Below are 18,876 nucleotides of genomic sequence, written 5' to 3'. Positions count from 1 at the left end.
CGCGAAGTGCTTCGCGTCGGACGTCGCCATGGAGGTCACCACCGACGCCGTGCAGCTGTTCGGTGGCGCCGGCTACACCACCGACTTCCCGGTCGAGCGCATGATGCGCGACGCCAAGATCACGCAGATCTACGAGGGCACCAACCAGATCCAGCGCGTCGTCATGTCGCGCGCTCTGCTGCGCTGACACCGGTCGCGTAGGTTACCCCCGGAACATCACAGCGATCAGGAGTTACCGCAGTGGCAGTGGAAAAGGTAGGCGTGATCGGTGGCGGCACCATGGGTGCCGGTATCGCCGAGGTGTGCGCCAAGGCCGGTAGCGACGTCCTCGTCAAGGAGACCACCGAGGAGTTCGCCGCCGCGGCGCGCGAGCGTCTCGAAAAGTCGATCGGACGCGGCGTCAAGTCCGGCAAGATCACGCAGGAGGATGCCGACGCGATCCTCGGACGGATCCGCGTCACCCTCGACCTCAACGAGTTCGCCGACCGCGACCTCGTCGTCGAGGCCGCACCCGAGATCGAGTCGCTCAAGGTGGAGATCTTCTCCGAGCTCGACAAGATCGTGAAGCCCGAAGGCATCCTCGCCACCAACACGTCGTCGATCCCCGTCATCAAGATGGCTCAGGCGACGCAGCGGCCCGGCAAGGTCGTGGGCGTGCACTTCTTCAACCCGGTGCCGGTGATGCCGCTCGTCGAGATCATCTCGGCGCTCACCACCGACGAGGCCACCGCCGACACGGTGTTCGACTACGCGAAGAACACCCTCGGCAAGACGGCCGTGCGCGCGGGCGACCGTGCGGGCTTCATCGTCAACGCCCTGCTCATCCCGTACCTGTGCTCGGCAGTGCGCATGCTCGAGTCGGGATACGCGACGAAGGAAGACATCGACGCCGCGATGAAGGGTGGCTGCGGCTACCCGATGGGTCCGCTGACCCTCATCGACACCGTCGGCCTCGACATCACCCTCAACGCCGCGCAGTCGCTGTACGACGAGTTCGCCGAGCCGCACTACGCTCCCCCGGCACTGCTGCGTCGCATGGTCGACGCGGGTCGCCTGGGTCGCAAGACCGGCGAGGGCTTCTACAGCTACAAGTAGGCCTCACTCGGACGCCCCTGCCGTTCCTTCCCGGAACGGCGGGGGCGTCTGCGTATCCGCGCCCTCGATGCGGCAGCAGCCGGGAAGTACGCAACAACAGCTGCGGGTTCGCAACACGGCCGGTAACTGCCGGCGTTGCGAACCTTCGTCACGTGTTGCGTACCTCGTGTACGACCGATGTCTGTCGCCTTCTGCTATCGTCCCGACCCGGACGTATCGGGGGATTCTGTCGGGGGGCAGTCGTGACGTTGCACGTAGATCCTGAAGCGCTGCGCACATTCGCAGCCTTCGTGGCGGACACCGCCGACGCGATCGACGACTGGGACGTCGGCGAACCGTATGCCGTGTCGCAATCAGCGCTTCCCGGAACAGAATTCGCGTCCGTCTGTGCACGAGCGTTCACCGCCACCGATCAGGCGTTGAGCAACGCGTGCAGTCGCCTGCGCGAGATCGTCGACATCACCGACGGCGCCAAGAACGACTACCTCGTCGCCGAGACGGACTTCGTGGCTGCACTCTCGGCGATGGATCAGCACGGATGAGTCCGGGAGTCGCCGCCGTCCGGTCCTGGAATCCCGACGCTCTGCGAGTCACTGCCGACCACCTCGACGTGCTCGTCGACAAACTCGACGACCGCATGAAAGGTCTGCTCACCGAGCAGGATGTCCTCGCCGAGCGATGGTCCGGCGACGCCGCACGTGCCGCCGCCACGCGAGTGGTCCGCGAACGCTCGCTGGGCAGCGCCATCGCCGAAGCGCTACTGCAGGTCGCGGAGGCGTACCGCACCGGCGCGTGGCTCGTCGAAGGCGCCCGCCTGCACCTCGTGTCGGTGGTGACCGGCGCCGAACAGTCCGGGTTCACCGTGCACGACGACGGCACCGTCGACCCCTCCGACCAGATCCGCATCCTCTCGGCGATGCTGCCGGCCGAAGCCGTCGCCGAGGCCCGTGCACGTCTCGAACACGAAGCAGCGGAACTGACACACGCCGTCACCGGCGCTCTCGAACAGGCGTCGCGAGCAGCGACGGAAACTGCCGATCGCATCACCGCTGCCGTTGCGGTACTCGAAACAGCCCGGGATGCCGCGGTGCCGGGGAAGGTCGTGCAGAACGAGGACGGCGAGTTTTCCTGGTGGCCGGACTGGGCAGCTACGACGGCAGCCTCCACCATCGGCGTGATGACCGACGGAACGAAAGAAGGTCTTACGGCAGCAGCCGCCGCATCCGCCGACGACCTCGCCAGTGGAATCGCACGACGGCTGGGTCCCGCCGGCGCCGCACTCGGTGCCGTACCCGCTATATCCAACGACATCGAAGGTGGAATGGACCCCACCAAGGCGGTCGTAACCGAGGGAGCCGGCGCCGCAGCGGGCTTTGCAGCAAGCACCTGGGCATTCGGACAAGCGGGAGCCATGATCGGAACAGGCGTAGCACCCGGAGTCGGAACAGCAGTCGGCCTTGCCACAGGAGCGGTCGCCGGCGCACTGGCCTCGTATTTCGTATCGAAATCAGCTCAATTGCTGTGGAAGTGAGCCCGACATGGAAGAAGCGTTCGTTGAATCCGAGTGAGAATCGAAGCCACGATGAACGCGACGTTGTCGAATCGACACCCCGTATGCCATGGCCGCAATCGCTTCGAATCACGACACTCGTTCTGGCGATCGCTCTGCTCACTGCGGCATGTGCGAGCCTCTGCTTCGCTCTCGACACTTTCCGAACCGGCCATGCCTGGATCGCTGTCGGCGCCATAGGCGGATCACTTGCTGTGGCCGTCATTGCCATATCCACGCTCCGGAGCGCAGGATTTCGTAACCTCCGCACACCTCGAAGCATCACCGTTCAACACGATCCCGAACACGGTGCGGTTCTTACTATTTTCACGAACCGCACCGATATGTGGACCACAGTCGTGGCAATGCTCGGTCTTGTCGCCTACGGCAGCACGGCTGTATTCGCATGGCACCGCGGCCTCGGCGAAGCACTGTTGCCGATCAGCCGAGACAACAGTGAGAGTGCCCTCTTCGTAGCGGTATGCGCCGTCGGCATGAGCCTGATCGCGATCCTGATCATCTCTATCCGTTTCGAGACGACCCTGTACATCTGCCAACGCGGTGTACGGCGCCATGTACGTCGTCGAGTCTTCTTCAGGAAGCAGGCATTCGACATCTTCCTGTCCTGGGAAGGTATTACTCGAATTGGGGTAGGGAACCTCGGGGTCGGCGGTGGAACGACGGTCCACCCGGTGATCGATCTTCATACGACCGAACCGATTCCACCAGAAGCTCGGACTCGACATGATTCAGAGTATCGAGTGGCGGTCATGGCCCACCAGCTCGTGACGGAGCCGAACACTCTGTTCGCGCTCCTGGAACGGTTGGCAGAGAACCCGCACGATCGTGAACTCCTTACAAGAACCGATACAGTCGATCTCTTGCGCCCTCCCCCGCTACGGGAACGATTCCGCGCAGCGCGCCAGCCGACGCGTCAGTACGGGAACAGCCGGTAGGTACGCAACAGCAACGTCGGGTTCGCAACGCGGCCAGTAACTGAGGGCGTTGCGAACCCTTACTGCATGTGGCGTACCTCGATCCACTGCCGATGAATCAGGAGTTGTAGTGACAGCCGACGATGTCCCGTCGAACCGATATCGAACTCCCACCGACCCAGACTTCGACGACCCTTGTTGGCCGCAACCTCTGTGAATCGGGTGGTGCACGGGCGGGGTGTTCGCTGCTGTTGTGGCTGTATGGTCCCTCGGGGATGCACTGGTGAGCGTCGGGCACGAAGAATCGGTATCCACAATCGTCGCGGTAGCATTCGGAACGTCGATGCTGATCATGAGTGTCGCAGCGTTCAGGGAGGGCGGGATTCGAAATGTATTGCATTCCAGTCGGATCAGGAGTTATGAACATTCCGAACCAGGGATCGGAATCCTTGTGCCGGGAGGGCTCACCCTACCCAGCCTGACTGCCGCCATGCTCATCCTCGATGGCCTTACCGGCTCAGCCATCTCGGCTCTGAACGTCTACATCACCGACCGATCCGAGTTGCCGCATGGTTACGACCCCCGAACCACTGCAATCTTCGCGCTCATGGGTGGGATCGTTCTCTTGCTCATAGCTGCGGTGCTCATCTGGTTCCGACACCCCACCGTCCTGGGACTGTACCCGCAAGGAATCGAAAGAGTCGTGCGCTCTCGCAAGCTCCGACGAAACAATGCCACCGTGCAGTTCGCGCGTTGGGACGCTATCGAAGGCATCATCGGAACGGATATCGTGACCCGTTCCGGATCCGGCGACGTCCGCACTCCGATGATCCACATCCACACGACCGGGCAGATTCCGCCCGAAGCGCGCATCCCCCACGACGAAGAACACACTCTCGCCATCGTCTGCACCTGGCTCATCGCAGAACCCAACACCCTACTGAGCCTGATACGACGAATGAGCGAACGCCCGAACGACCGCACGCTCCTTGCTCGGGAAGACGCTGCCGAACTTCTCAGACCACTACCGTTGCGAGAGCGATTCCGGATGGCACGCCACCAGGAGGCGTCTCGATGACCGCTTCGATTCCGACGACACTCTCCGACTACCTTGCAACACACGAAGTCGAATTGAACCCCTGCGACCCGGACGACCCGCGGCACCCGCAACCGGAACTCCAGGCGCCGGAAGGCTGGATAACACTCCCCCGCGGCGTCTTCCCGCACGCACATACGGTTCTCGTAGCTCCCGAGCACGTCGTGGATGATTGGGCACCCAACGCCGTTCTCCTCCACGGTGCACTGGCGAAGTGGCGGCCGATGGACGCATTGCTCGAGGTCGCGGGACGTGAAGCTTACGGACTACCCGAGTGGAAGGAAACATTCCGCGACACATCCGACTTCCACGGACATCGATCCGTGATCGTCCGAGGTTCCTACCGAGTGGATGACGTCGAATACACCGCTGTGACGCGATACCTCGTGATCGACGACGAGTACGACCGCTACCTGACACAACTGACAGCGACCGCACGTGCCGCCAGCCTCGAATCGCTCGACGTTCACCTGCACGCGATCCACGACAGTCTGACCCTGGAGCAGGAGAGAATGTCACGTGAGTGACCCCGCCGGAAGCCCTTCCGTACTGCACCAATTCGAACCTCCATGGCCACAACGCTTCCGGCCGATCTTGTTCGCTCTCGGAACCATCCCCCTCTGGTTCGCCATCACGGTGCTGTCCTGGGGTGCCGGTGAGGATCACTCGACCTCGATGGCCGACTCCGTGTTCATCGCCGCAGTGGCCGTGCTACCCGCAGCACACATGTTCCATATGGCCGGATTCCAGCGGATCGGATTGCACCCCGGGATCCGGCACTGTCACGACGATACCCATGGACCCGGAATCGAAATTCCCTACCAACGGTTGCTTTACGCGCACGCGGCCTTCTGGCTGTCCTTCGTCACTGCAATAGTGGCGATCGGCATCCGTTCGGCCGAAGAACGACGAGGGGTGACCGGGCTTTCCGATCCTCCACCCCCGGACGGGTCTTTCTGGATGTGGACGGCCCTGGCCGTGACCCTCGCAGGTGCTCTTCCGTTTCTGGTGCGACCACGTGGAGGCTTATATCTCTATGCAGACGGCATTCGGCGTCGTACGAGTTGGCTCTATCGTCATGCAGTGTCGGATGTGTTCGTCCGATGGGAAGACATCGACGAGATCGTGCCCGATGTCTACACCGTGACGTCTCGTGGTGTGAAGACGCACCACCCGCTCATCCGGTTCCGTGCGCCGGGGTTCGTCGTGGCACGCCCGCGCGTACCTCACGACCATCCGGGCGCCGTCACCGTGATGGCGTACGTTCTCGTCAGCGAACCCAACGCGCTGGTCGGACTCCTCGACCATCTGCACCGGTGCCCGGACGATCGTCACCTTCTCACGGGTCCTGGTGCACCGGAGCTTCTCCGCCCCCTCCGACTCCGGGAACGTCTCCGTATCGCGCAGAAGATGTCACGCCGTCGATGGGAGTAGCCGACAAGTACGCAACACCGGTGGTGGGTTCGCAACGCCGACAGTGACCGACCACGTTGCAAGCCTTCACCCCACGTTGCGTACCTCGGTCAGTTCCCGTTGTTCGGGCCGTGGACGCGTCGGTGCAGCGCTTCCATCCGCAGGTCCAGATCGCGCGCAGTCTCCGCGGCGAGGCGGAGTTCCTCGCGCAGTTCGTCCGGGACCTCGCGGTCGTGCTTGTAGTAGATCTTGTGCTCCAGGCTCGCCCAGAAGTCCATCGCGACGGTGCGGATCTGCAGTTCGACGTAGACGCGCTCGACCCGGTCGGACATGTACACCGGAATCTGAACGATGACGTGCACGCTGCTGTACCCGTTGGGCTTCGGGCGCGCGATGTAGTCCTCGATCTCGACGACAGTCACGTCGAGCTGGCTCGTGATCATGTCGATGATCCGATAGACGTCCGACGTGAAGCTGCACGTGATGCGGATGCCGGCGATGTCGCGGACGGCCTCGCGGATGCCGTCGAGCGAGGCGGGCGCACCCTTCCGTTCCGCCTTGGCGAGGATCGACTCGGGGCTCTTCAACCGCGACTTCACGTGCTCGATCGGGTTGTACTCGCGGGCGTAGGTGAACTCCTCGCGCAGGATGTTGATCTTCGTCATCATCTCGTCGATGCCGAACTTGTACACCATGAGTGCGCGTCGCAGATCCTGCGCGAGATGCTCCACTGCGACCAGCGGTGCCTGCACGTCGTCCGGTGTCGGTAGTCCCGGTTCGGGTTCGCCCACCGTCGTCTTCACTCGATTCCTCCTCGACTGCTTCCGGGATCGAGTCTGCCAGTCCGACGACGACGGGCGGCTCCCACCTCCTCGACCTGCGGTTATGCCGGATATCTCACTCGAACAGGTCGGGCAGACCGTCCGAGATCCGATCGGGGAACTTCGGGTCGCGCTTCTCGAGGAACGACTCCACGCCCTCGCGGACGTCGCCGGAGGTTCCCCGGACGTGGATGCCGATCGACTCGGCCCGATGCGCGACCTCCGGGTCGGGCGCACCGAGCATCCGCCACATCAATTGCCGGGTCAGAGCGACGGAGACGGGCGCGGTGCCGGCGACGAGTTCCTCCGCGATCTCGAGGGCACGTTCCAGCACCCTGTCGGCGGGAACGACCTCGCGGACGAGGCCGCGTTCGTGTGCTTCCGCGACCGGCACCATGCGACCGCCGACGGTCCATTCGACGGCGGTCGAGATACCGACGGCGCGGGGCAGGAACCAGGTGGAGCAGGCTTCCGGGACCAGGCCGCGGCGGGTGAAGACGAACCCGAACTTGGCGGTATCGGCGGCGATGCGGATGTCCGCGGGGAGGGTCATGGTGACGCCGACACCCGCGGCCGGGCCGTTGATCGCGGCGATCACCGGCTTGAGCGACCGGAAGATGCGCAGCGTGACGCGACCACCGAGGTCGGGCGGTGTTCCACCGGTTTCGGGGTCCTCGTCGAGGACGAAGGTGTCGCCGCCGGCCGTGAGGTCGGCGCCGGCGCAGAACCCGCGACCGGTGCCGGTGAGCACGACCGCCCGCACGTCGTCGTCTGCGTCGGTCTCGTCGAACAGGGAGATGAGTCGTTCGCCCATGTCGTCGGTGAACGCGTTGAGGCGATCGGGACGGTTCAGCCGGATGACCGCGACCGAGCCGTGGCGTTCGAGCAACACATCGTTTTCGGTACCGGTCTCTGTCACGTCGTCTCCTCGGTTCGCTGTCGGTCGTTCAGCGCCCGATGATAGGACTTCTAGCGATCGTTAAATAGCACTTCGGGACTCAGCGGGACTCACGCTTGCCGCGACCGAGTCGGTCGACCACGACGGCCCGCAGCGAACGCGCTTCGATGCCGGCCTCGCGGCGGGCGCGTCCTCGGGTCACGAGCACCCCGATAAGCGCGATCACCCAGATCGGGTACTGCGCGAACCACGCGACGCGGAAGGCGTCGAAGGTGTAGCCGCCGAGCCGGTCGAGCACGATGCCCATCGTCTGCACGACCAGCAGTGTCGCGAGGAAGCCACCGATGTTGACGATGCCGTTGGCCGTGCCCAGCGCGGTCCCGGGGTTGAAGGTGCGGGCGTAGTCGAAGCCGATCATCGACCCCGGCCCGCCCACCGAGATGACGACGACGAGCACCACGAGCAGCCACAGCGGTGCGGGTCCGGGCAGGGCGAGCACCGCCGACCACGTCACGGCGCTGGCCAGGATGATCATGAGCACGAGCCACGAACGTCTGGTCGGGAAGCGTCCCGACAACACCCCGAGGATGGGTCCGGCGGAGATGGCCGTGACCACCGAGACCGTGAGCATCGAACCGGCCGCCGCGGGTGACAGACCCTGCGCGGAGACCAGATACGGCACGCCCCACATGAGCGCGAAAGTGGTCACCGAGAACTGCGTGCCCATGTGGGTGAAGAAGCCGAGCTTGGTGCCGGGGCGCCGCCACACCGTGCCGAGTCCGCCGATCACCTCCCGCAGCCCCGACGCGGTGGCCTCCCGCGCCTCTCCGGGCGGGGTGTCGCGCACGATCGCGAACACCAGCACGCACGCGAACAGGCCGAGCGCCGCGGCACTGCCGTAGGCGGCCGTCCATCCCGTGCCGGTGAGCAGCAGGACGAACGGCACCGCCGACAGCACCTGGCCGAGCTGGCCGAAGATGCCCGTCAGCTGCGAAACGACAGGCACGCGGCGCGGAGCGAACCACACCGGCACGAGCCGCAGCACCGAGATGAACGTCAGGGCGTCACCGACACCGACCAGCACTCGGGCCAGATACGCGACCGGCAGCGACTCGGTGACGGCGAGGATCGCCTGACCGACGGCGAGGATCACGGCGCCGGTCGCGATCATCCGCCGCGAACCGAACCTGTCGAGGAGCACACCGGCCGGGATCTGCATCCCCGCGTAGACGATGAGCTGGAGGACGACGAAGCCGGACAGCACCGACGGTGAGATCTCGAAGCGTTCGGTGGCAGCGAGTCCGGAGACACCGAACGCCGTCCGATGGAGGACGGCGACGATGTAGGCGAAGACTCCGATACCCCAGACCAGCCATGCCCTCATGTCACAAGGACGATACGCGTCGGTCTGTTAACGGTGCTAATTACTCACGCCCGAGCGACACCCACGTCGGGTCGGCCGCACGCGGACCGGCGACCTTGCCGGCGAGACGATCCAGCCGCGCGACCTGCTCGTCGGTGAGCGTCACGTCGAGCGCTCCGGCGTTCTCGGTGACGCGACTCGCGTAGCGGGTGCCGGGGATCGACACCGACGGCAAGCCGAACTCGCGACCCTTCGCGTCCAGCCATGCCAGGGCGATCTGCGCGATGGTCGCGTCCGCATCCTTCGCGACCGCCCGCACCTCCTCGCGCACCGCGAGGTTGGTCGGCAGGGTGTCGGCGTCGAAGCGCGGGAAGCGCTTGCGCAGGTCGTTCTCCGCGACCTGTCCGGGCTCGAAGGCGTCGGTGAGCAGCCCGCGGCTCACCGGCGAGTAGGGCACGAAGCCGATGCCGAGTTCGGCGGCGGTGGGCACCACGTGCCGTTCGACGTCGCGCGAGACGATGCTCCACTCCGACTGGATCGCCGCGATCGGGTGGACGGCGTGCGCGCGGCGCAGCTCGTCGCCCGTGGCCTCCGAAAGTCCGATGTGCCGCACCTTGCCGGCCTGCACGAGTTCGGCGAGGGCACCCACCGTATCCTCGACCGGCACCTCCGGATCGACGCGGTGCAGGTAGTACAGGTCGACGTGGTCGACGCCGAGACGCCCGAGCGACTCGTCGATGGCCTGCTTCGCGTATTCGGGACGGCCGTTGATGCGACGGTTGGCGGTGCCCTTGCCGCCGACCGCGCCGACGAGACCGAACTTCGTCGCCAGCTGGATCTCGTCCCGCCGGTCGGCGAGCAGCTTGCCGACCACCTTCTCGCTCGTGCCGTCGCCGTAGACGTTGGCGGTGTCGATGAAGGTGATGCCCAGATCCACGGCGTGGTGCAGGGTCGCGAGCGCCTCGTCGAGATTCACCTCGCCGTATGCGGGGGCGACGGACATCGCGCCGTAACCCTGGGCGCTGACGACGAGACCGGGCGCGAGCTGGACGGTGGGGACAGGCATGTACTTCTCCTCGACGACGACACGGTGCGACTCCCGATCGTCCCGCATCCCGCGCATGATCGCAGGAGTTGAAATCGCCGTGATCCGAGCAGCCCGCGCCCTAGGCTGAGATCCATGGCGACCGACTGGCTCTCCCTGCAACGAACCGCGCGTCGCGAGTTCGACGACCGTGTGGCGCAGATCCGCGACTGGCACGCTCCCACCCCGGACACCGAGTGGGACGTCACCGACCTGGTGTGGCACATGGTCGACGAGCAGCGCTGGATCCAGCCGCTGCTCTCCGGCCGTTCCCTCGACGACGCGAAGGCCGCACTCGAACCGATCAGGGACGATCTCGCCGCCGAATGGGCACGCTTCGCCGAGCAGGCGACCGCCGCCTGGGCGATGGCGTCACCGGCTCAGGAGGTCCACCTGTCCTACGGCACCGTCCCGTGCCTCGACTACATGAAGCAGCAGATCGCGGATATCACCGTGCACACCTGGGATCTCGCCCGGGCCATCGGTGCCGACGAGACCCTCGACCCCGAACTCGTCGACGCCGTGCTCGCCGACGTCGAACCGCAGAAGGACATGCTCGCCTCGAGCGGTCTGTTCGCCGATCCCGTCCCGGTTCCCGACGACGCGTCCCCACAGGACCGACTCATCGCCCTCACCGGCCGCGACCCCAGGAAGACGTCATGACGGACCGACCCGACATCAAGCCCCGCAGCCGCGACGTCACCGACGGCATGGAGAAGGCCGCCTCGCGCGGCATGCTCCGCGCGGTGGGCATGGGTGACGACGACTGGGGCAAGCCGCAGATCGGCGTGGCGTCGTCGTGGAACGAGATCACGCCCTGCAATCTCCCGCTCGAACGACTCGCGCGCTCGGTGAAGGAGGGCGTGCACGCCGCTGGCGGTTATCCGCTCGAGTTCGGCACCATCTCCGTGTCCGACGGGATCTCGATGGGACACGAGGGCATGCACTTCTCCCTGGTGTCCCGGGAGGTCATCGCCGACAGCGTCGAGACGGTGATGCAGGCCGAGCGGCTCGACGGCTCCGTGCTGCTCGCGGGATGCGACAAGTCCCTGCCCGGGATGCTCATGGCCGCGGCCCGCCTCGATCTCGCCGCCGTCTTCCTGTACGCCGGGTCGATCCTGCCGGGCATCGCGAAACTGTCCGACGGCACCGAACGCGACGTGACGATCATCGACGCCTTCGAAGCGGTCGGGGCGTGCGCACGTGGACTGATGTCCGAGACCGACCTCGACGCGATCGAACGCGCCATCTGCCCCGGCGAGGGTGCCTGCGGTGGCATGTACACCGCCAACACGATGGCCGCCTCGGCCGAGGCGCTCGGCATGTCGCTGCCGGGGAGCGCGTCGCCGCCCGCGACGGATCGTCGCCGCGACGGTTTCGCGCGGCGCAGCGGGCAGGCGGTAGTCGAGATGCTGAAGCGCGGCATCACCGCGTCCGACATCCTCACCAAGGAAGCATTCGAGAACGCCATCTCGGTGGTCATGGCGTTCGGCGGGTCCACGAACGCCGTGCTCCACCTGCTCGCGATCGCGCACGAGGCGCAGGTGGATCTGAGCCTCGACGACTTCGTCCGGGTGGGCGCCCGGGTGCCGCATCTCGCCGACGTCAAACCGTTCGGACGGCACGTGATGAAGGACGTCGACCACATCGGCGGCGTCCCGGTCATCATGAAGGCGCTGCTCGACGCGGGTCTGCTGCACGGCGACTGTCTCACCGTCACCGGGAGGACCGTCGCGGAGAACCTCTCCGGCATCGCTCCCCCGGACCCCGACGGCAAGGTGCTGCGCGCCCTGAGCGACCCCATCCATCCCACCGGAGGCATCACGATCCTCCGCGGCAGCCTCGCTCCCGGCGGAGCGGTGGTGAAGTCCGCGGGCTTCGACGAGTCGGTCTTCGAGGGAACCGCGCGAGTCTTCGAACGCGAACGGGCCGCGATGGATGCGCTCGAGGACGGCACCATCACCGCCGGCGACGTGGTGGTCATCCGCTACGAGGGTCCCAAGGGTGGCCCGGGCATGCGCGAGATGCTCGCGATCACGGGTGCCATCAAGGGCGCCGGTCTCGGCAAGGACGTCCTGCTGCTCACCGACGGACGGTTCTCCGGTGGCACGACCGGATTGTGTGTCGGGCACGTCGCCCCGGAGGCCGTAGACGGCGGTCCCATCGCCTTCGTCCGCGACGGCGACCGCATCCGTCTCGACGTCTCGAACGGCCTGCTCGACGTGCTGGTCGACGAGAAGGACATGGAAACGCGGCGGCAGGGCTGGGAGCCACTGCCGCCGCGCTACACCCGGGGTGTACTGGCGAAGTACACGAAGCTGGTCGGTTCCGCATCGAACGGTGCGGTGTGCGGATGAGGGCCGGGTGAACCCTCCGGCCGACGAAGGTCGGGTGAACCCTCCGGCTTCCGGGGTGCTGCTAGATCGGACGGAAACCTGCGCCCGGCCCGCCCCGACCGTTGATGTCGGCCATGATCACGTCGATGTTCGTTCCGACCTCGGGACCGACACACGGCGCGAGCAGGTAGGCGTTGACCATCGCGACGAGCGTCGTGCCCACCACGAGTGGTGCACCCGAGTCGCCTTCGATGACGCACACCTGCGTCCACGTCTCCTGCGAGCCGAACACGTCGCCCCACACGATGCCGCAGGTGTTGCCCGTGGTGCGGCCTTCCTTGCAGGCGATGTTCGGGAAGCCCGCGGGGGCGCCGAGGCCCGTGATCGTCACGTCGCCGACACGGTTGACCGGAACCACCTTGCTCCGGTCGAACTCGATGACGGCGTAGTCGAGCCGCTCGTTGGTCGACACGATGCGACCCACCGAACCGGCAGCGAGGTCGTACTCGGCCTTCACCGTCATGCCGGGAGAGCCGCAGTGCGCGGCGGTGAGACCCACCAAACGACCGGCGGCGTCGTTGCCGATCGTGGTGAGTGTGCAGTCGAAGATGTCCTGCCCGTTGTCTCCGAGCGTGATGCCCGAACCGCCACCGAGGGTGACCGGAGGCGCCGCGACGGCCACCCCGGAACCCGCGCCGACCAGCGCGACAGCGCTCGCGATTGCAACAACCAGTTTTCTGAACATGGGGGCCCTCCTGCGCTGCGCCGTCCGGCAGCCGTCGGGCTGAGCGTACTAGAGGTTTCCGCCGGATTTCCGGGTTGCGCCCAAGCTTTCCAGAGCTTGACGGGCCTCCTCGAGTTCGCGGCTGAGCTGCGCGACCCGCTCTTCCGCCGCGCGACGCGCCTCCTCGATCACCGACTGGACGGCCTCGGTGGCCGTGGGATCGCCGAGTTCCTTGACCGCGCGTTCGACGGCGTCGGGGGCGACCGGCGCGGGCTTGCCGACCTTGCGGGTGCCGTGCGCGACCCCCACCGTCCACTCGTTCTCCGGGTCGATCGTGACGGTGATCGTGATCGACGGCGCCTTCTTCGCCTTGCGGGCCGGGGCCTTCGGCTTGGCCGGTGCCGGCGGCCGGGAGGCGGGAGCGTCGGACGAATCGGAGGTCGTCTGGGTCACGGGCTTCTTCTCCTGGGCGCGGGGAACCGCAGCGGCCGCTGGGCTCTCGGACTTCGGGGTAGCAGGCTTCGGGGTAGCGGGCTTGGGGGCGGTAGCCCGTGGGGTCGCGGGTTGCACAGGTGCAGCCTTCGCGGGGGTCGCCTTCGCCGGAGCGGACTTCGCACTGCCGGACGTGCGCGCGGCCTTCGCCGGTGCGCGCTTGGTTCCGGCCGGCTCGCGGGTGGCGCGCAGTTCGTCGGTCTCGAACGGCAACTCGTCGTCGACGCCCTTCGGCCGCACCATTACGGTGCTGCCGCTGATCGACACCACCCGTGCCGACGTCCCCGGGTCGATGCCGAGACTCGGGATGCCCTCGACGAGGTAGACGGTCGCGCGGCGCCCCTCGGCGAGAGCGGCACCGAGCTCTCCGAGTTGTTCCTCCGTCAGGTGGTCCGCGCGTCTGCGGGGCGACATGCGACGTCCTTTCTCGGTTCGCCGACGGGTCGGCAGGGCTTCGATGACGGTCACTGTCGCACACCGGTACGACACGCCTGTACATCTGTTCGACACGGCCTGCCGCGCACACGGGCGCCGCGCACGGTAAGGATGGATGCGTGACCCCGTCCGATCCGGCACCCGCATCAGGAACCGACGTGCTGTCCGTGATCCAGTCACAGCTGGAAAGCGCGCTGCTCGGTGGTCCTCTTCGCTACACCCTGAACGAGGTGGCCGAGTTGTGCGGGCTCGCACCTGTGCGGGTGCGACGGCTGTGGCAGGCCCTCGGTCTGACCGTCGATCCCGACCCCGACGTCGTCATGTTCACCGACGGTGACGTCGAGGCCCTGCGCGCGACGGCCGCCATCATCGCGAGCGGCGCGATCGACGAACGCCTCGAGGTGCCCGCGGCCCGGTCGATCGGACAGTCGATGTCGCGGCTGACCGAGTGGCAGCTGAATCTGCTCAACACCCACGTCTTCACGCAACTGGCCTCCGCCTACGAGGAAGCGGAAACCCCTCCGCAGGAAGAGGAGATCCGCGCGCTGATCGACCACATCGTCGATCGCACGACCGAGCTCGCGGTGAGCCTGCAGAGCCACATGTGGCGTCGGCACCTGGTGGCCACGACCGCCCGGGCCGCCGCGCGCCCGCAGGATTCCGGGGAGCTCCACGAACTGGTCGTCGGCTTCGCCGACATGGTCGGCTACACACGGCTGACCCGGCAGATCGACGCGGCCGCGCTGAGCGAACTGCTCGACTACTTCGAATCGGAGGTCTCCGACGTCATCGCCCGGCACAACGGTTGGGTGATCAAGACCGTCGGCGACGAGGTGATGTTCGCGGCCGAACGTCCGATCGACGCCGCGCGCATCGCCCTCGAACTGCAGGATTCGTTCGGGTCCCAGAAGGACTATCCGGACCTGCGGATCGGGCTGGCGTGGGGTCAGGCGTTGCCGCGCTTCGGCGACCTGTTCGGTTCGGTCGTCAACATCGCGGCCCGCCTCACCGGCGCGGCGAGACCGGGCACGATCCTCGTCGACGAGAACCTCGCCGACGCGCTGGCCGACTGCGAGGAGTTCCGCTTCCAGACCGTGCGCACGCTGCGGCTACGGGACTTCCAGCATTCCCGACTGTACGTCCTGCGTCGTCCGCGCGAGGAGAGAAAGGCGGCCGTGGGCGCGGACGGTCTGGGCGACGAGGACATGGGCCTCTAGCGATCCGTCCGGCGCGCCCTGCGCGCAGCGATGAAATCGTCGACGATGTGCTCGCACGCGCGTCGGTCGATGGGCGCGAGTGTCGCAAGGCGGTTGAAGACGATCGGCCCGAGCAACTGGACCAGCGCCAGGTCGTAGTCGAAGTCGCCCAGTTCGCGGCGGGCCTCCGAGGTGGCGAGCACGCGGTCGAACGACGACCGGTAGCGGTCGACGAGGATCTCCCGCAGCGACTGCAGCTCGGGCCGCTCGCTGCGCCCCGGTTCCTTCGTGAGTTCGCCGAGGCCCGGGCCGAGTCCCATCCAGCACATCGCCGTCAACGGGATGGGCGCCTCCTCGATGATGCGTGCCTGGGCGGCGAGCAGTTCGACGAGGCGGCTGCGGAGATCGCCGTCCTCCGGGACCGGCGGCGCCGGTGGGAGGAGTCGCGCGAAGGCCGCGGCGACCAGCTCGGTTCCATTCGCGAAGTTCCGGTAGAGGGTGGCCCGCGCGACGCCGGCAGAGGCGGTGACCGCATCGATCGTCACGGCGTCGGCACCGCCGGTCGCGAGGAGGGTGGTGGCGGCGTCGAGCAGTCGGGCGCGCGAACGCACGCGGCGCGGATCCTCGTCGCGCGGTGGGGTAGGCCGGGTCTCGACGTCGCGGCGGGGTTCTGCTTCGGGTTCGACGCTCACGCTTCCAGTTGTAGTCGCTGAGAGCGAAGCATGTGTGAGACCGACGGTTCAGTTACGATACCGATAGTCTCGTTTCTGGTCCCGGCATTCCCCCTCCGGAAGGCTCCCGTGTCAGACAGCACCGCGACCACCACCGCACCTCGCATGACGCGAGCCCAGATCCGGCTGCTCGCCGTCGCGTGCTCGGCCGTCGCCGTGGTCATCGCGGCGATGGCCTCGCTCAACACGGCCCTGCCCGACATCGCGGTCGACACCGGCGCGACGCAGTCCCAGCTGACGTGGATCGTCGACGGCTACACCCTCGCGCTGGCGGCACTGCTCCTCCCGGCCGGCGCGCTGGGCGATCGACTCGGTCGCCGCGGCGTCATGATCGTCGGCCTGATCGTCTTCGCCGCCGGTTCACTGTTGCCGCTGGTCGCCGATGCACCGTTGTGGATCATCGGGGCGCGCGCAGTTGCAGGTGTCGGCGCGGCGTTGGTCATGCCGTCGACGTTGTCGCTGATCACTGCAGGTTTCGCCGAGGCTCATCGGGCACGTGTCATCGGCATCTGGGCCGGTGTGGCCGGATCGGGTGCCGTGCTCGGCATGATTCTGTCGGGACTGGTGCTCGAATACGCGTCGTGGCGGGTGATCTTCGGGGGTTCCGCCGCCATCGCGATCCTGCTGGCCGTCCTCTCGTTCATCATCGACTCGTCGCGCTCGACGCAGCCGTTGCCGTTCGACTTCGGGGGCGGCATCCTCGTCGTCCTCGCCGTGGGCCTGTTCGTCCTCGGGGTGATGGAGGGTCCGCATCGCGGATGGGCGGACGCGCTGACGCTCGGATCGATGATCGCGGGCCTCGCGGCGGCAGTCGGATTCGTCCTTGTCGAACTCCGGTCGAAGGCGCCGCTCCTGGACGTGCGGTTGTTCCGCCAGCGGGCGTTCGGTGTGGGCGCGGCCGGGTTGTCGTTCCAGTATCTCGCGGGTTTCGGTCTGTTCTTCCTCATCGTGCAGTACCTGCAGCTCGTGCTGGGCTACTCGCCGCTGCGGGCCTCCCTGGCACTGACGCCGATCTTCCTCGTCGTCATGGGCCTGTCGCTCGCCGTGCCCGCGCTGCTGACGCGGGTGGGCATCCGCATCCTGCTCAGCGCCGGCTTGGCGCTGATCGGCGTCGCACTGATCCTCATGGGCCTGCTCGACGCCGACTCCACCTACGTCGAGGTGGCGTTCGCGCTGAGCATCGCGGGTGTCGGCGTCGGTATCTGTACGGCTCCCGCGACCCACGCGATCGTCACCAACACTCCCGAGGACCAGTTGGGCGTGGCGTCGGCGGTCAACGACGCGACCCGCGAGATCGGTGCGGCGATCGGTGTTGCGATCACGGGCAGCGTCCTGGCCGCAGCCTACAGGCACGGCATCGATCCGGTGGCGCCGATGATCCCCGAACCGGCCCGGTCCGCCGTACAGGATTCGCTCGCCGCCGCGATACAGGTCGCCGAGCAGGCGGGTCCGCAGGGCGAGCAACTCGCCGAACTCGCACAGAACGCCTTCCTCGACGGCTTGCAGCAGGCATCGTGGGCAGTCGCCGCGATCCTGCTGGTCGGCGCGGTGATCTCTGCCTTCTGGGCACCCCGGCGCTCGTAACCCTCCCCTCTCTTTTCTTTCTCGATGCACGCGACGCAGGTCGCGGGCATTGTGCTGTGCGCGTGATCACGCTAACCTGGATAACAGTTACCAGTCGTCACACTAAAAAGGTGGAGACATGACCGCATCGCTCACCCGCGAGACCAGCAAGGGCTTCATCCCCGGCGTCGCACTGTCCGATCGCGAAGAAACCGCCGGACGACTGCTCGCCTCGTCCGCACGCAAGTCGTACGACCCGGTCGTCGAGGTGGACTGGGAAGCCCCCGTCCCCGACGACAAGTTCGGTATGACCCCCGAATGGAGCACGCTCTACGGCACCGCGCTGTGGGACGAGCTCACCGACGAACAGCGCATCGAGCTGACCAAGCACGAGGCCGCGAGCGTTTCGAGCGTCGGCCTGTGGTTCGAGATCCTGCTCATGCAGATGCTCCTGCGCGACGTCTACGACCGCGACAAGCATTCGCGTCACGTCCAGTTCGCCCTCACCGAGGTCGCCGACGAGTGCCGCCACTCGGTGATGTTCGCGCGCGCCGGCGAACGGCTGAACATGCCGGGCTACGGTCCGGCCCGTTACATCCACCAGCTCGGTCGCCTGTGGGGCCATTTCTTCAAGGGCGCCAACGCCTATGCATCGGTCATGGCTGCCGAGGAGATCCTCGACATGATGCAGCGCGACTTCATGCGCGACGAGCGGGTGCAGCCCGTCACCCGCGCGGTGTCGAAGATCCACGTCCTCGAGGAGGCGCGCCACATCCGCTTCGCCCGCGAGGAGGTCGCACGCCGACTCGCCGGTGCGAGCCGCACGCGACTCGCGTTCGAGCGGTTCAACGCCGCGCTCGTGGTGTTCTTCGTCGTCAAGAGCATGATCCACCCCGACGTTTACGCCAATGCGGGCCTCGATCGCGAGCGCGCTCTGCGAGAGGCGAAGGGCAACAAGCACTATCACGATCGCGTGCGCAAGTCCGGCGCGAAGCTGATGACCTTCCTCGACAACGTCGGCCTCATCGGCGGACCGTCGAAGATCCTCTACAAGAAGGTCCACCTGCTCTGACACGGCCTACGGCCATATAACGAACTGTGCGCAGTTCTCGTCGATCTCCTCGAGGGATTTCCGACGAGAACTG

20 protein-coding genes are annotated in these 18,876 nt (G+C 66.6%); 12 read left to right on the top strand and 8 right to left on the bottom strand.

Features of this window, described 5'->3' with window-relative positions; genetic code table 11:
* The 4 genes from ACLBYD_RS28825 to ACLBYD_RS28810 form a co-directional block, all read left to right on the top strand.
* Window positions 1-187: acyl-CoA dehydrogenase family protein (locus tag ACLBYD_RS28825; RefSeq protein WP_447819121.1), on the top strand; the 187-nt coding region annotated here is incomplete at its 5' end.
* A gap of 59 nt (window positions 188-246) precedes the next feature.
* Entirely contained in the window at window positions 247-1,095 is an 849-nt protein-coding gene (locus ACLBYD_RS28820) for a 3-hydroxybutyryl-CoA dehydrogenase (protein WP_085470141.1), read from the top strand.
* A gap of 242 nt (window positions 1,096-1,337) precedes the next feature.
* The gene (locus tag ACLBYD_RS28815) at window positions 1,338-1,637 is read left to right on the top strand and encodes a hypothetical protein (RefSeq protein WP_447819120.1); all 300 of its coding nucleotides are present in this window, start codon (window positions 1,338-1,340) and stop codon (window positions 1,635-1,637) included.
* Window positions 1,634-2,626, top strand: a complete 993-nt coding sequence (locus ACLBYD_RS28810; RefSeq protein WP_447819119.1) for a hypothetical protein — start codon at window positions 1,634-1,636, stop codon at window positions 2,624-2,626. Before ACLBYD_RS28815 ends, ACLBYD_RS28810 begins: the two co-directional genes overlap by 4 nt.
* Window positions 2,627-2,850: 224 nt before the next feature.
* On the opposite strand, the gene ACLBYD_RS28805 is transcribed toward ACLBYD_RS28810, so the two are convergent.
* Window positions 2,851-3,390, bottom strand: a complete 540-nt coding sequence (locus ACLBYD_RS28805; protein ID WP_447819118.1) for a hypothetical protein — start codon at window positions 3,388-3,390, stop codon at window positions 2,851-2,853.
* A gap of 472 nt (window positions 3,391-3,862) precedes the next feature.
* On the opposite strand from ACLBYD_RS28805, the gene ACLBYD_RS28800 reads away from it, so the two are divergent.
* From ACLBYD_RS28800 to ACLBYD_RS28790, 3 genes are all read left to right on the top strand, one after another.
* Window positions 3,863-4,657, top strand: coding sequence for a hypothetical protein (locus ACLBYD_RS28800; protein WP_447819117.1), 795 nt, complete (start codon window positions 3,863-3,865; stop codon window positions 4,655-4,657).
* A complete protein-coding gene (locus ACLBYD_RS28795) occupies window positions 4,654-5,202 on the top strand; it encodes an LpqN/LpqT family lipoprotein (RefSeq protein WP_447819116.1) in 549 nt (182 codons plus the stop codon). The genes ACLBYD_RS28800 and ACLBYD_RS28795 overlap by 4 nt, the downstream gene beginning before the upstream one ends.
* 556 nt (window positions 5,203-5,758) lie before the next feature.
* Window positions 5,759-6,109, top strand: coding sequence for a hypothetical protein (locus ACLBYD_RS28790; RefSeq protein ID WP_447819115.1), 351 nt, complete (start codon window positions 5,759-5,761; stop codon window positions 6,107-6,109).
* A gap of 89 nt (window positions 6,110-6,198) precedes the next feature.
* Here ACLBYD_RS28790 and ACLBYD_RS28785 read toward each other — a convergent pair whose 3' ends face one another.
* The 4 genes from ACLBYD_RS28785 to ACLBYD_RS28770 all read right to left on the bottom strand — a co-directional run bounded on the left by ACLBYD_RS28785 (window position 6,199) and on the right by ACLBYD_RS28770 (window position 10,236).
* Window positions 6,199-6,891, bottom strand: coding sequence for a GTP pyrophosphokinase (locus ACLBYD_RS28785; RefSeq protein ID WP_024102151.1), 693 nt, complete (start codon window positions 6,889-6,891; stop codon window positions 6,199-6,201).
* 94 nt (window positions 6,892-6,985) lie between these two features.
* Complete coding sequence (locus tag ACLBYD_RS28780) at window positions 6,986-7,828, bottom strand: enoyl-CoA hydratase-related protein (RefSeq protein ID WP_447819114.1); 843 nt, start codon at window positions 7,826-7,828, stop codon at window positions 6,986-6,988.
* A 79-nt stretch (window positions 7,829-7,907) separates the two neighbouring features.
* Window positions 7,908-9,191 carry an MFS transporter gene (locus ACLBYD_RS28775; protein WP_447819113.1) on the bottom strand — a complete coding sequence of 428 codons (1,284 nt, stop codon included), beginning with the start codon at window positions 9,189-9,191 and terminating at the stop codon, window positions 7,908-7,910.
* A gap of 40 nt (window positions 9,192-9,231) precedes the next feature.
* Window positions 9,232-10,236 (bottom strand): aldo/keto reductase, encoded by a 1,005-nt coding sequence (locus tag ACLBYD_RS28770; RefSeq protein ID WP_447819124.1) that lies wholly within the window; start codon window positions 10,234-10,236, stop codon window positions 9,232-9,234.
* A 114-nt stretch (window positions 10,237-10,350) separates the two neighbouring features.
* Between ACLBYD_RS28770 and ACLBYD_RS28765 the strand changes: the two genes are divergently transcribed.
* Window positions 10,351-10,917 carry a TIGR03086 family metal-binding protein gene (locus ACLBYD_RS28765; protein WP_447819112.1) on the top strand — a complete coding sequence of 189 codons (567 nt, stop codon included), beginning with the start codon at window positions 10,351-10,353 and terminating at the stop codon, window positions 10,915-10,917.
* Window positions 10,914-12,611, top strand: a complete 1,698-nt coding sequence (gene ilvD / locus ACLBYD_RS28760; protein ID WP_413767458.1) for a dihydroxy-acid dehydratase — start codon at window positions 10,914-10,916, stop codon at window positions 12,609-12,611. The genes ACLBYD_RS28765 and ilvD overlap by 4 nt, the downstream gene beginning before the upstream one ends.
* Window positions 12,612-12,672: 61 nt before the next feature.
* Here ilvD and ACLBYD_RS28755 read toward each other — a convergent pair whose 3' ends face one another.
* Both ACLBYD_RS28755 and ACLBYD_RS28750 read right to left on the bottom strand, forming a co-directional pair.
* Window positions 12,673-13,335 (bottom strand): serine protease, encoded by a 663-nt coding sequence (locus ACLBYD_RS28755; RefSeq protein ID WP_447819111.1) that lies wholly within the window; start codon window positions 13,333-13,335, stop codon window positions 12,673-12,675.
* Window positions 13,336-13,383: 48 nt separating this feature from the next.
* Entirely contained in the window at window positions 13,384-14,220 is an 837-nt protein-coding gene (locus ACLBYD_RS28750) for a DUF6319 family protein (RefSeq protein WP_447819110.1), read from the bottom strand.
* Between the two features lie 140 nt (window positions 14,221-14,360).
* Between ACLBYD_RS28750 and ACLBYD_RS28745 the strand changes: the two genes are divergently transcribed.
* Window positions 14,361-15,458, top strand: a complete 1,098-nt coding sequence (locus ACLBYD_RS28745; protein WP_447819109.1) for an adenylate/guanylate cyclase domain-containing protein — start codon at window positions 14,361-14,363, stop codon at window positions 15,456-15,458.
* Here ACLBYD_RS28745 and ACLBYD_RS28740 read toward each other — a convergent pair.
* Window positions 15,455-16,048 (bottom strand): TetR/AcrR family transcriptional regulator, encoded by a 594-nt coding sequence (locus tag ACLBYD_RS28740; protein WP_447819123.1) that lies wholly within the window; start codon window positions 16,046-16,048, stop codon window positions 15,455-15,457. The genes ACLBYD_RS28745 and ACLBYD_RS28740 overlap by 4 nt on opposite strands.
* Window positions 16,049-16,273: 225 nt before the next feature.
* Here ACLBYD_RS28740 and ACLBYD_RS28735 point away from each other — a divergent pair, with 225 nt between their 5' ends.
* Window positions 16,274-17,752: an MFS transporter gene (locus ACLBYD_RS28735; RefSeq protein ID WP_447819122.1), complete on the top strand. Its 1,479-nt coding sequence runs from the start codon at window positions 16,274-16,276 to the stop codon at window positions 17,750-17,752.
* A gap of 118 nt (window positions 17,753-17,870) precedes the next feature.
* Entirely contained in the window at window positions 17,871-18,803 is a 933-nt protein-coding gene (locus tag ACLBYD_RS28730) for an AurF N-oxygenase family protein (protein WP_447819108.1), read from the top strand.
* Window positions 18,804-18,876 lie beyond the last annotated feature (73 nt).

This window comes from Rhodococcus sp. C26F (assembly GCF_053345925.1).
Note: the sequence above shows the minus strand (reverse complement) of the source record. Positions and strands in the feature narration are given on the sequence as shown.

Coding starts and splice junctions, on each gene's coding strand:
- ACLBYD_RS28735 (WP_447819122.1), top strand. CDS start 16,274: ATGACGCGAGCCCAGATCCGGCTGCTCGCCGTCGCGTGCTCGGCCGTC.
- ACLBYD_RS28805 (WP_447819118.1), bottom strand. CDS start 3,390: ATGTCGAGTCCGAGCTTCTGGTGGAATCGGTTCGGTCGTATGAAGATC.
- ACLBYD_RS28750 (WP_447819110.1), bottom strand. CDS start 14,220: ATGTCGCCCCGCAGACGCGCGGACCACCTGACGGAGGAACAACTCGGA.
- ACLBYD_RS28770 (WP_447819124.1), bottom strand. CDS start 10,236: ATGCCTGTCCCCACCGTCCAGCTCGCGCCCGGTCTCGTCGTCAGCGCC.
- ACLBYD_RS28730 (WP_447819108.1), top strand. CDS start 17,871: ATGACCGCATCGCTCACCCGCGAGACCAGCAAGGGCTTCATCCCCGGC.
- ACLBYD_RS28775 (WP_447819113.1), bottom strand. CDS start 9,191: ATGAGGGCATGGCTGGTCTGGGGTATCGGAGTCTTCGCCTACATCGTC.
- ACLBYD_RS28810 (WP_447819119.1), top strand. CDS start 1,634: ATGAGTCCGGGAGTCGCCGCCGTCCGGTCCTGGAATCCCGACGCTCTG.
- ilvD (WP_413767458.1), top strand. CDS start 10,914: ATGACGGACCGACCCGACATCAAGCCCCGCAGCCGCGACGTCACCGAC.
- ACLBYD_RS28765 (WP_447819112.1), top strand. CDS start 10,351: ATGGCGACCGACTGGCTCTCCCTGCAACGAACCGCGCGTCGCGAGTTC.
- ACLBYD_RS28795 (WP_447819116.1), top strand. CDS start 4,654: ATGACCGCTTCGATTCCGACGACACTCTCCGACTACCTTGCAACACAC.
- ACLBYD_RS28755 (WP_447819111.1), bottom strand. CDS start 13,335: ATGTTCAGAAAACTGGTTGTTGCAATCGCGAGCGCTGTCGCGCTGGTC.